This is a genomic window from Oceanispirochaeta sp., assembly GCF_027859075.1.
Lineage (GTDB): Bacteria > Spirochaetota > Spirochaetia > DSM-2461 > DSM-2461 > Oceanispirochaeta.
The window spans coordinates 1-9512 of the sequence record NZ_JAQIBL010000284.1; the positions used below are offsets into that span (position 1 = coordinate 1).

Below are 9512 nucleotides of genomic sequence, written 5' to 3' on the forward strand. Positions count from 1 at the left end.
TGGTACGCAGGTGCGCGCCCTGTTGTTTCAACTTCAGGAGGTGGTTTTGCCCTCATGTCGGAAGGAATGAGTCTTGCTGGGATGACCGAAACTCCACTTGTAATCCATATTGCTCAAAGTCCAGGTCCGGATACAGGACTTCCGACAAGAACCGAACAGGGAGATTTAAATCTTGCTCTTAACGCAGGCCACGGAGTATTTGCAAGGGCCATATATGCACCAGGTACAACACAACAGGCATTTGAACTTGCCTGCAGAGCGTTTAATCACGCTGATCAATATCAGATTCCTGTTATCATTCTCACAGATCAGTATTTCGTTGATACTAAATATGACACAGCTGAATTTGACCTTGATAAAATCAAAATCGAAAAACACATAGTCAAAACAGATGATAATTATCACAGATATAAAATTACTGATTCAGGAATCTCTCCCAGAGGAATCCCGGGATTCGGCACCGGTTTTGTTTGTTCTGACTCAGATGAACATGATGAAAATGGCAGAATTACTGAGGATCTGAATGGAATCAGCATGGCAATGAAAAATAAAAGATTCAGAAAAATTGAACTTGTCAAAGAAAACTCATGCAGACCCGAAATATATGGTCCTGAGAATTACGAAAATTTAATTGTTGCATGGGGGTCCACCCATAACATTATTGCAGAGGTTATTGATAAAATAAATGATTCAAAAACGGCAATGCTTCATTTTTCACAGCTGTATCCTTTGCATAAAGACAGCGAATCACTACTAAAAAAATCAAAAAAACTCATCCTTGTTGAAAATAATCAGACAGGACAGTTTGGAGATCTGATTAAACTTGAAACAGGTATTAATTTTGATCACAAAATATTAAAATATAACGGGATGATGTTTACCGTTGAAGAGTTAATGGACTCCATTAAGGAGGTCTTATGATGGATAAAAAGGATTGGTTGAATAACGAAGTTGATATTGCATGGTGTCCGGGATGTGGAGATTTTGGTCTCAGAAATATAGTAGCAGAAGCTTATGCTGATTTAGGTCTTAAGAAAGAAGAGCTGTGCATGGTATCAGGTATCGGTCAGGCTGCCAAATCTCCTCAATATTACCATACAAGTTACTTTAACGGACTTCATGGCAGAGCATTACCCGCAGCTGCTGCCATTAAGATGGTAAATCCTGAACTAAAAGTTGTTGTACAAAGCGGTGACGGAGACATGTACGGAGAAGGGGGCAATCACTTTATTCATAATAATAGAAGGAATTCCGATATCACCGTTATAGTTCATGATAATATGATATATGGACTCACTAAAGGACAGGCGGCTCCTACTTCGCAATTGGGACATAAAACACCGATACAAGTCGACGGAGTCATTGAAGAACCTTTTAACCCATTGGCTGTGGCTATTTCAATGGGAGCAACTTTTGTAGCCAAAAGTTCCGTCCATGAAAAAGAGCTAACCAAAGAACTGATTAAGCAGGCAATACAACATGATGGTTTTGCATTAGTAGATGTATTTCAATCGTGCGTATCCTTTAATAAGGTTAATACTAATCAGTGGTTCAAAGATAATACTTACATTCTTGATAAGGATTATGACCCAGGCAATAAAGTAAAAGCATTTAAAAAGTCATTGGAAAGAGAACCCTGGCCGTTGGGTTTAATCTATAAGTCAGACTCAAGAAAGTCATACAATAAAAACGTTTCCATGTTTAAAAATGACAGCACTCCTTTGTATAAACGCAAACGGGATATAAGTGTCGTCAAGAAAATTATGGAAAGCATGAAGTAAATTATTTTGACCACCCTTTTCAGGATTGGCAAGCAATAATGTTCAACTGGAAATGGTGGTTTTAATCCTCTTGTCCCCCATAGTGATTTGATTAATCGCTGGAAAAATTACAGTCTCAACTTGCTTGAGCTGTTTCAGGAGTTTGTCGAAAAGGATGATAAGAGTATTCTTTTCCTATCCATACTATTTACAGGACTCACATCCCGTCCCTGCCATTTCGAATTCCAATGTGCTATGAACGATTGAAAAATCATCTACGAGACGGTGTTTAATTTGCTGTTTCAAAGCTTCCATTTGCTTTATAGGAAAATTCTCGGGGATAACAATATGCGCCTCCAGAGCTCGGCGATCTTCTTCCAGATCTCAGAGGTGTAAATGGTACGCCTCAATCACTCCGCTACAGGCTTCGATTGCCTCCTCTACCGAGGCGATCTCTATTTCTTCGGGGGAGCCTTCCATCAAAATTGAACTCGTTTGGATTAACAAGTCCCAGGACTTCCAAAGGATATATCCAGCAATCACTAGTGTTAACACAGGGTCAACCCAGTCCCAGCCCAAGCAGTAGATTGCCGCTCCGCCAAGCAACACCGCGACCGATGCTCCCGCATCTGTCAGATTATGCAGAAAAGCCGCTTTCAAATTGAGACTTCCTTTAGACATTGCCCAGAGCAGCCATGCTGTAACTATATCGAATACGAGAGCTATCCCGGCCGCGAACATTATCCATCCGCCGTTTAGAGGCTCTGGTGCAAATAAACGATGGATAGCTTCATAGATCAGAGAAAGCCCAACCAAAATGAGCGACGTGAGCTGAATCATCGCTCCAATCAACTGCGCATGGCGGTAACCGAAGGTATACCGTTCGTCCGCGGCCTTGCAGGAAATCCTGTGTGCGATGTATGCGATCAGCAGCGCACCCGCATCATTGGTGTTGTGGAGGGCATCCGCCATCAATGAGACACTGCTTGAGACCAAGCCCGCAACAAATTCGAAGACTGAAAGTCCAAGGTTTGCAAGGACTGTCCAGAGCAAAACCTAATTGCTCACGGTAGCAGTGCCGTTAGAATGGTGGTGATGCTCTTGACTCATTCAGGAGCCTCCATTTCAGACATAATTTCTTTTGGAGCGAAAGGGATTTGGTTTTTTTCCACCTCTATGGGGTGGTCTTTCACTCCGACATATTCTCAAAAAGATTCTGGTTCTCAAGATTAGAATTAAAATGCCAACGATGAGGGAAATAACAGCTAAAGTCATTAAAAAATTGTGTACGCCTGTTATAAACGGAAGGCTGAACATATAGAATGAAACATCATACCCAAACACAGGATCAACTGTCCCTGCAGCTGCCCTATTAAAGAACAGGAGAGCCGCATCCCATAAACCTGCCCCCATGATGCCTGTTATCACCGCTGTAATGACCGCTACAATGGCCTTTATTCCTGGTCCGAGTTTCTTTACACGAAATAGAAATAAGAACATGTATAATCCGCCGAAGAGGAACGAAACTACTCCGTAACCCAGTTTTACAGTAAATTCAGTCCAGAATCTGTCTATGAATCCCAGCGATTGAAACCATAATTTATCCGCCCAGAACCCCATAAACCAGATAAACAGAATTGTGGCCGTAATAAGGACGACACCCAATACAGTAAGCACACTTTTTTTCTTCTTCATGCCGCTGGCTATCAAAAAGGCTTCAATTAAAAATAGTCTTATAAAAAACAAAATATACATAAACACCCCTGTTATTGTTCAATCTCAGTTTCTAATTTTTATTGACTATGGTTCTGAGCGAATCCAGCTTCCCAGCTGCAATTTTTCTTGCACGCCATGCCGAATCAGAGATTTTCGACTTCGGGAGAATCCGACTTTCCTCTTTCCAGTCTCATGCGCTCATCCTGGTATTCGTCCCGGGCGTCGGAGAGACTTGATTGCCAATTTGTTTCCAATGCGGTCATCTGGGCATTCCATCCTGCTTCCGATAGCTTCTCGTTAAAAGGAAATGGGTCTTTAGCAATCATATACAACAACTCCTTCTATAACTGTTCCAGGAATTATGATAATCCTCTTCTCCGTGAGTGTCTGTTCGATAACGTACATAACCATTTGCATATTGAAATCTTTAGTTCTAGCGGGATCATCTCGTTGGATCAAAATTCACACAAACAAGATTTCACCTTTATCAAAACTAAAATCCAAGTGATTTTCGGCAGTCAATGCCAGATCACGACGAAGCAGTGCATTGCCTCCGATTGCGACGACTAATCTCATAGCCTAGCTCCCTGGTATTGGATATTCATGTGAGTGTGGCCACCAACACGGCTTTGATGGTGTGCATGCGGTTCTCTGCCTGGGTAAAGACGGATGGAAGCGTTGGATCATATTGGGTTAGAGTGGACTAACAAATTGATCGCCTCCCCGAAAACTGGACATTCAAAATGTTAGTAATCGGAAAATATCCGATACTGATATTAGGGGGAGAATATGAAGCAATCTTCATCCAGAAAGATGGAGTAGTCTTTCACCCCTGATTCATCCTGAGATTTATTGGTTCTTCCCACACAATTCTATTGTTCATCCACAGAGTCTTCTGAGCTGTGTTATATTTAAAATCGGCAGTATCCCGGCAGCTATGGCACAATTGAAGAAAGCAAGCCTTGTTGAGAATGAAAATATAATGCCGGTTCAATAATAAGAAAATAAAGAAAAAATATATTATTAGGAGATTATATGAGTTTATCTTTAGCACATGTTTGTATTAAGACAAAGGATCTGAAAAAGACTGAGGACTTTTACTGCAATGGACTGGGTATGGAAAAGGTTTTTGATTTTACCCATAAAGGATCACTCTACGGGTTCTATCTAAGAATGTCTGAAAATAATTTTATTGAAGTTTTTGAAGATAAAGAGCTGGTAAGCGGCAGGGCCATGGGCATTCAGCACCTCTGTCTTGAAACGGATAATATCGATGACATGATAGTCGGGATGAATAAACACGGCATTGAAACCACAGAGAAGAAGATGGGATCCGACAGTACCTGGCAGACATGGTTCAAAGACCCCAGCGGCATTGATATAGAGTTGCATATGTACACAGAAAACAGCTCGCAGTATACAGGTCGATCCGTAGAAGCCGGATGGCTGGACGAATAAAAAGAAGTCCTCTAAAATATGGTTTTCAAGGGGATGGAGAAAAAAGGGCCCTATTACTCCAGCTTTGCCAGAGTATCCTTTGAAAATAATTTAGCCGGTATTAACCCATTTTTTATTCACTTGGTGTAAATATATTTCTGAAATTCCTCACTTTTGCATTTTGCGTCTCCATTTCCAGATCACCGTCATAAATCAATAGACCTTCATCTTCCGACTTTGTTAGTTTCTGAAAATAGTTAACGCCCTTTAGAAAGTCATCTCTAAAAGTTCTGGAAGATTTGATCTCTATGGGAGTATAAGACGATCCGGATGGGAAAAGTAGATCGATTTCATTCTGATGGTGATCTCTGAAAAAATATAATCCCGGATTTTTCCCTTCATTCAAACGATTTTTATAGGCTTCCGCTACAATCATATTTTCAAATAAATGACCAAAAAGAGGATCACGTTCAACCTGTTCAGCAGTTTCAATGCCCAGAAGATATACCGCCAGACCAATCTCAGTAAAATAAATCTTGGGAGACTTGGTTAACCTCTTTCCGTAATTCCTGAAAAAGGGTGGCAATTTAAAAACAATAAAGGAAGCCTCTAAAATACTCAGCCATTTTTTTATCTGAGGAGCACTGATCCCCACCTGATTGGAGAGGCTGTTGTAGTTGATTTCATGACCGATCCTGCCTGCCAGGAGTTTGAGGAACAGTTCGAAGGCCTGCTGATTTTCAATGGCCATGAGTTTCCTGACATCCCGTTCAACATATGTCTGGAAATAGTCTCTGTAAAACCGTTGAGGACGGATATGCTGATCATGCACTCTTGGCATAAACCCATTCAGTAGTAATTCACTTCTATCCCTGTTTACATACTCCTTGTCCAGTTCATTTAAGGATAACGGGAGCAGTGTCAGGAGGGCCGTTCGTCCGGCCAGTGATTGGGTTACAGCTTCTCTCAGCTTTAATTGATGGCTTCCCGTTAGAACAAACTGTGCTTTATTGCCATGATTTTCATCTGTGATAACCTGAATCCAGGATATCAGTTCAGGAACATTCTGGATTTCATCAATGATGACAGGAGGGGCATATCGCTGAAGGAAACTTTTGGGATCATTCTCTGCCAGGGACCTGTGTTCAGGGTTTTCCAGGTTTACATATTTATATTCAGGGAAGCTTTTTTTTGCCAGAGTTGTTTTTCCTGACTGCCTTGGTCCGATTATTGTGATGATTGGATATTCTTTTGCGGTTATCCCAAGTTCAGATTCGATTATTCTTTTAATCATATTGGACAATTCTAAACTCAGAGTTTGATAATGTCCAATTATAAATGCGGAAATAAATGCAATGAGATCTCCCAGCCTCAGGCATTCAGGGCATCAACCGGCTCCATCCGGGCAGCTTTTCGGGCCGGGATCAACGCCACCAGGGAGGTGATGCCTATGGCTACCAGGGCCGATACCAGATTATTACTTATTCAGTATTTCTAGACTAAACCGATGATCAAGTATATTATCTGTAATCAAGCCTTTATGATTAGCATTTAAATTTTTAATAAACTGCTTCTTACAATATATGGGCTTACAGGAGTTTAAATGAATAAATATTTCTTATTAGTGCTATTGGTTCCGGTTTTGTTTTTTTCCTGCGATATGCTAAATGATTCAGGCTCAGATGATTTTGAACTGATCGGCTCATGGGTTGCAACTGATGTTGTTGTTGATGTAGCCAGTGGAACTAAGGCCAACATCACCACAAATATAACTCAAACGACCTTTACTTCTAAGACGGTGATACAGCCTGCAGGATCAGAGACCTACCGTTCAGAGGGTGAGCTGACTAGTTTCAACAATGAAAAAAACTGTTATATTGCTAAAGTTACAAGTTCAGATACTCCGAATATGATTGGAATGTATGGTCGTACGGAATATGAATTGGCTTCTGACGGTTCGAGCTTTACGGGAGATTCATACAGCTATGAAACGACTGAGGAAGCGGCAAAAGATTCAAAAACAGTACAATTGACAGGCATCGTCTGTATTAAGCAGTAGTTTGTTAGGATACGCTCCCATTTCTCTATTCTCAGAAAATGGGAGCGCATAAAGTTAAAGATGTTGATTTCAGAAGAATAACAGACAAATGATGTTTGAGTGAGTACCTGCTCTCTTTCTTAATCCATGGAATAAAAAAACGATTTGACTGCGTTCTACCCGGGATATGTAAAATAGACTTCTGAATCGAAGAATTCCCATTTTTCATTTACCTGTATTTTTAACACTGTCGGACCGTGAATTTCCTGAACAAGACCGCTTGTCTCATCTGATTAAGGAGATCATTAACGCTGTTGAAAAAATCTTACTGTGCATCATTATCTCCTGTTAGATCTGAAAATTCTTGCCTTCTCAAAAACTTCGGCTTCACCTTTGAGATAGAGTTTTAATCTTTTCCTGACGCTGAAAGCGACGAGAAGGAAAATAAATATGAAAAAGACAAGTATGACCGGTTCCAGTATTTTTCCCTGAATCAGCGTAATAAGGACATACAATATGGGAAGTGCCGCAGATGCTGTCAAAGCGCATACGGAAACATAGCCGGTGAAACCTAGTGTTATAAAAAAAACTAAAAGGCAAAAAGGGGCTGCTAAAGGAACATAGGATGTTACGGCTCCCACAGCAGCTCCGAATCCTTTTCCTCCCCGGAATCCCGAAAACACAGGAAAAACATGTCCGAGAACCACTGCCAAAGTAGAAAACATAAAGATTACCGGCTCAGAAAAAGAACTGTCTGAAACTGATATATTTGTAATCCAATGAGCCGCTGCAAAACCTTTGAAAACATCGATGAATGCAACAGCCAGCCCGATTTTCCAACCCAGAACCCTGAATGAATTCGTGGCTCCCATATTTCCGCTGCCATGTTCCCGTATATCCATGCCATTTTTGAATAAGCGTCCCAATATCAAACTTGTAGGAAATGATCCGGCTAAATAGCTTAACATCATGACAATGACTAAATTGAGCATATTACTGACTCCTTTCCGGTTGAGTTTTGATGATCTTCCATCCTCGTCTGAGGGCAATCCTTCGAAGAAAATGATCCGGGTTGACAGCGACGGGGGTCCCCACGTACTCAAATAATTCCAAATCACTATAACTATCCGAGTAAAAACTGCATTTTTCAGCCTCTATCCCCATTGTTTCCAGATAAGAGGAAACTCTTTTTAGTTTCCCATTTCCGTAAGCCGGAATCTTTTTTAATTTCCCTGTTGAAAATCCATCTTTAAACTCAATTTCCGTAGAAATGACATCCTGGGCAGCGAATTCTGCAGAAAAGGGCTTGAGAATAAAACTGAAGGAGGCTGAGGCAATCAGTACTTTACCACCGGTTCTGTTGATTGTATTTATCAATTCAACCATAGATTTATTCAGCAGCTGTTTAAATTCATTTTTATAGATCTTATAGGACAATCTCATAAGTTCTTCCTGAGAGATCCCAGATAATAGATGGAATTTTTTGCTTAATAGTGATCTTCCCAGGATCTTGAATTGAAGGGCCAGAAATAAGTATGGGATATAAATAATGATTCCAATGGGAATGATTTTTTCTAATATCCCAGCCTTGATAAACTCTTTGACTGTAATTGCGTTGATGACTGTTTTATCGATATCAAAGATGTGGGTTGTGCCAGCCAGGTTTGAATTTATCATGAGTGATTTTATCCTTTGTAAATACAATTTCCATAATTTACTGGGAATCCCAGTTTTGCTTCATATACATAAGGTCTGTCATATCATAGCCGCGGTCAGTCATACGGTTGATGATTTGTTTGAGTAAGTCTTCATCCATATCGGGATTTCTTGACATTATCCAGAGGTATTTATAGTTGTTTGTCCCAATGACTGTGTATTGGTATTGTTCATCAATTTCCAAAATGTAATAGGGAAGTTTTAACGGCCATAAGGGACGGACTCGCCAATCTGCATTGCTTTCATTGTTATAGACCCAGCCGTCCTGATACATGATTTTTTCCTTCCCCTGGGGAGACCCTTTTCTGAAGGTATATTTTACACGGATATTTCCTTCTTCGGTCAGGGAGTAGTTCTCAATCCCGTTGGCGGCCTTTTTTTCAAAGATTGTGGGGAGGAGTGCAATGACATACCAATCTCCAGAAAAACTTTCAAGATCGATATATTCAGCAGTTTTATGAAAGGGTTCCTTTCCGGAAGTAGCACAGGATGATAGAAAGGCAACAATTAATGCTATTGGTATAAAAATCTTCATTTAAGAAACTCCCAATATAATACTCTATTGATATATGATTATTTAATTTAAGTGAATATATATATAAGAATTCAAATATATTCCTGAAAGTCCTCACTTTTATATCCTTAGCAAAGTTTCTTTACACCCCCATTCTCCGTCGTTATAATTGAGATTCAATATACGTTGAAGGTTTGTTATTCTAATGTTATACTTTAAAAATGCAAACCTATACTAAGCGTTTAAGAGAGTCTCTTGTTAAAAAACATCTTTCTGCTTTCCCGGCTGTTGCTCTGTTGGGTGCCAGGCAGGTAGGTAAATCAACCCTTGC

General features: G+C 40.3%; 11 protein-coding genes and 1 pseudogene. 5 read left to right on the forward strand and 7 right to left on the reverse strand.

Annotated features, from left to right (window positions below; all coding sequences use genetic code 11):
• A pseudogene (locus tag PF479_RS15735) lies at positions 1-921 on the forward strand (2-oxoacid:acceptor oxidoreductase subunit alpha); the annotation flags it as partial.
• Entirely contained in the window at positions 918-1781 is an 864-nt protein-coding gene (locus PF479_RS15740; protein WP_298008370.1) for a thiamine pyrophosphate-dependent enzyme, read from the forward strand. The pseudogene PF479_RS15735 and the gene PF479_RS15740, both read left to right, overlap by 4 nt.
• Positions 1782-2144: 363 nt before the next feature.
• On the opposite strand, the gene PF479_RS15745 is transcribed toward PF479_RS15740, so the two are convergent.
• From PF479_RS15745 to PF479_RS15755, 3 genes are all read right to left on the reverse strand, one after another.
• Positions 2145-2813, reverse strand: a complete 669-nt coding sequence (locus PF479_RS15745) for a cation diffusion facilitator family transporter (protein ID WP_298008374.1) — start codon at positions 2811-2813, stop codon at positions 2145-2147.
• 72 nt (positions 2814-2885) lie between these two features.
• A complete protein-coding gene (locus PF479_RS15750) occupies positions 2886-3515 on the reverse strand; it encodes a UPF0182 family protein (protein ID WP_298008377.1) in 630 nt (209 codons plus the stop codon).
• A 104-nt stretch (positions 3516-3619) separates the two neighbouring features.
• The gene (locus tag PF479_RS15755; protein WP_298008380.1) at positions 3620-3802 is read right to left on the reverse strand and encodes a hypothetical protein; all 183 of its coding nucleotides are present in this window, start codon (positions 3800-3802) and stop codon (positions 3620-3622) included.
• Between the two features lie 709 nt (positions 3803-4511).
• Between PF479_RS15755 and PF479_RS15760 the strand changes: the two genes are divergently transcribed.
• Positions 4512-4934, forward strand: coding sequence for a VOC family protein (locus PF479_RS15760; RefSeq protein WP_298008383.1), 423 nt, complete (start codon positions 4512-4514; stop codon positions 4932-4934).
• 112 nt (positions 4935-5046) lie between these two features.
• Here PF479_RS15760 and PF479_RS15765 read toward each other — a convergent pair whose 3' ends face one another.
• Positions 5047-6207 (reverse strand): ATP-binding protein, encoded by a 1161-nt coding sequence (locus PF479_RS15765; RefSeq protein WP_298008386.1) that lies wholly within the window; start codon positions 6205-6207, stop codon positions 5047-5049.
• Between the two features lie 30 nt (positions 6208-6237).
• On the opposite strand from PF479_RS15765, the gene PF479_RS15770 reads away from it, so the two are divergent.
• Together PF479_RS15770 and PF479_RS15775 are read left to right on the forward strand one after the other, a co-directional pair.
• Positions 6238-6411, forward strand: coding sequence for a hypothetical protein (locus PF479_RS15770; RefSeq protein WP_298008389.1), 174 nt, complete (start codon positions 6238-6240; stop codon positions 6409-6411).
• A 105-nt stretch (positions 6412-6516) separates the two neighbouring features.
• Positions 6517-6972, forward strand: a complete 456-nt coding sequence (locus PF479_RS15775) for a hypothetical protein (RefSeq protein ID WP_298008392.1) — start codon at positions 6517-6519, stop codon at positions 6970-6972.
• A 317-nt stretch (positions 6973-7289) separates the two neighbouring features.
• Here the strand turns inward: PF479_RS15775 and PF479_RS15780 are convergent, their stop codons facing one another.
• From PF479_RS15780 to PF479_RS15790, 3 genes are read right to left on the reverse strand one after another with little or no spacing between them, the layout of a single operon-like run.
• Positions 7290-7943 carry a glycerol-3-phosphate acyltransferase gene (locus PF479_RS15780; RefSeq protein ID WP_298008397.1) on the reverse strand — a complete coding sequence of 218 codons (654 nt, stop codon included), beginning with the start codon at positions 7941-7943 and terminating at the stop codon, positions 7290-7292.
• Between the two features lies 1 nt (position 7944).
• A complete protein-coding gene (locus PF479_RS15785; protein WP_298008399.1) occupies positions 7945-8628 on the reverse strand; it encodes an HAD family phosphatase in 684 nt (227 codons plus the stop codon).
• 37 nt (positions 8629-8665) lie between these two features.
• Positions 8666-9202, reverse strand: a complete 537-nt coding sequence (locus tag PF479_RS15790; protein ID WP_298008402.1) for a lipocalin family protein — start codon at positions 9200-9202, stop codon at positions 8666-8668.
• Positions 9203-9512: the final 310 nt, after the last annotated feature.

What these genes read in the sequence shown, in the direction of transcription:
- PF479_RS15740 (WP_298008370.1), top strand. Translation starts at nt 918, where the DNA reads ATGATGGATAAAAAGGATTGGTTGAATAACGAAGTTGATATTGCATGG.
- PF479_RS15750 (WP_298008377.1), bottom strand. Translation starts at nt 3,515, where the DNA reads ATGTATATTTTGTTTTTTATAAGACTATTTTTAATTGAAGCCTTTTTG.
- PF479_RS15755 (WP_298008380.1), bottom strand. Translation starts at nt 3,802, where the DNA reads ATGATTGCTAAAGACCCATTTCCTTTTAACGAGAAGCTATCGGAAGCA.
- PF479_RS15760 (WP_298008383.1), top strand. Translation starts at nt 4,512, where the DNA reads ATGAGTTTATCTTTAGCACATGTTTGTATTAAGACAAAGGATCTGAAA.
- PF479_RS15765 (WP_298008386.1), bottom strand. Translation starts at nt 6,207, where the DNA reads ATGATTAAAAGAATAATCGAATCTGAACTTGGGATAACCGCAAAAGAA.
- PF479_RS15770 (WP_298008389.1), top strand. Translation starts at nt 6,238, where the DNA reads ATGTCCAATTATAAATGCGGAAATAAATGCAATGAGATCTCCCAGCCT.
- PF479_RS15775 (WP_298008392.1), top strand. Translation starts at nt 6,517, where the DNA reads ATGAATAAATATTTCTTATTAGTGCTATTGGTTCCGGTTTTGTTTTTT.
- PF479_RS15780 (WP_298008397.1), bottom strand. Translation starts at nt 7,943, where the DNA reads ATGCTCAATTTAGTCATTGTCATGATGTTAAGCTATTTAGCCGGATCA.
- PF479_RS15785 (WP_298008399.1), bottom strand. Translation starts at nt 8,628, where the DNA reads ATGATAAATTCAAACCTGGCTGGCACAACCCACATCTTTGATATCGAT.
- PF479_RS15790 (WP_298008402.1), bottom strand. Translation starts at nt 9,202, where the DNA reads ATGAAGATTTTTATACCAATAGCATTAATTGTTGCCTTTCTATCATCC.